This window comes from Arthrobacter sp. NPDC057388, assembly GCF_042668165.1.
Taxonomy (GTDB): domain Bacteria; phylum Actinomycetota; class Actinomycetes; order Actinomycetales; family Micrococcaceae; genus Arthrobacter.
On record NZ_JBHVBL010000112.1, the window covers coordinates 1 to 1,131 of the forward strand.

The 1,131-nt window shown below is 64.5% G+C and carries 1 protein-coding gene; it reads right to left on the reverse strand.

Annotated elements, in window-relative coordinates; genetic code table 11:
* Positions 1-1,085 (reverse strand): catalase (locus tag ACFUTU_RS21440; protein ID WP_377967970.1); only part of this gene is annotated, 1,085 nt, incomplete at its 3' end.
* Positions 1,086-1,131: the final 46 nt, after the last annotated feature.

Consider the following 1,131-nt stretch of genomic DNA (forward strand, 5'->3'; position numbering starts at 1 on the left):
TTGGGCTGGTTCACGGGGATCTGGGCGTGGTTGGTGCCGACGCGGTAGCGGTGGGCGTCGGCGTAGGAGAAGATCCGGGCCTGGAGCATCTTGTCCGGGGACGCGGCGATGCCGGGCACGAAGTTCGACGGGGCGAAGGTGGCCTGTTCGATCTGCGCGAAGTAGTTTTCCGGGTTCCGGTTCAGTTCCATGGTGCCGACCTTGATCAGCGGGTAGTCCGCGTGGGGCCAGACCTTGGTCAGGTCGAACGGGTTGAACCGGTAGGTCTTGGCGTCCTCGTAGGGCATGACCTGCACGTGCAGGTCCCAGGAGGGCAGGTTCCCGGCTTCGATGTTTTCGTGCAGGTCGCGGATGTAGAAGTCCGCGTCGGAGCCGGCCAGGGCCTCGGCCTGCTCGCCGGTGATGTTCTTCACGCCCTGGTTGGAGTGGAAGTGGTACTTGACCCAGAACCGCTCGCCCTCGGCGTTGATCCACTGGTAGGTGTGCGAGCCGTAGCCCTGCATTTCGCGCCACGACGCCGGGAGGCCGCGGTCACCCATGAGCCAGGTGACCTGGTGGGCGGACTCGGGGGACAGGGTCCAGAAGTCCCACTGCATGTCGGCGTCGCGCAGGTGCGTGCCGGGCAGGCGCTTCTGGGAGTGGATGAAGTCCGGGAACTTGATCCCGTCGCGGATGAAGAACACCGGGGTGTTGTTGCCCACGAGGTCGTAGTTGCCCTCGGCGGTGTAGAACTTCACGGCGAACCCGCGCGGGTCGCGCCAGGTGTCGGGGGAGCCGTTCTCGCCGGCGACGGAGGAGAAACGGATCAGCATCTCGGTCTCCACGCCCGGCTGCAGGAACGCGGCCTTGGTGTACCGGGAGATGTCCTCGGTGGTCTTGAACGTGCCGAACGCGCCGCCGCCCTTGGCGTGCACCACACGCTCCGGGACCCGCTCGCGGTTGAACTGGGCCAGCTTTTCGACCAGGTAGTGGTCCGTGAGGATGATCGCGCCGTCAGCACCGACAGACTTGGAATGCGAATCCGAGCTGACCGGCGCACCCGACTGCGTGGTGGACACGGCAGGCGCAGAGATGTTCGAAGTCATCTTTCTCCTAATTGCTTGATTACTTGTCATTTACGTTTGCAGGAAG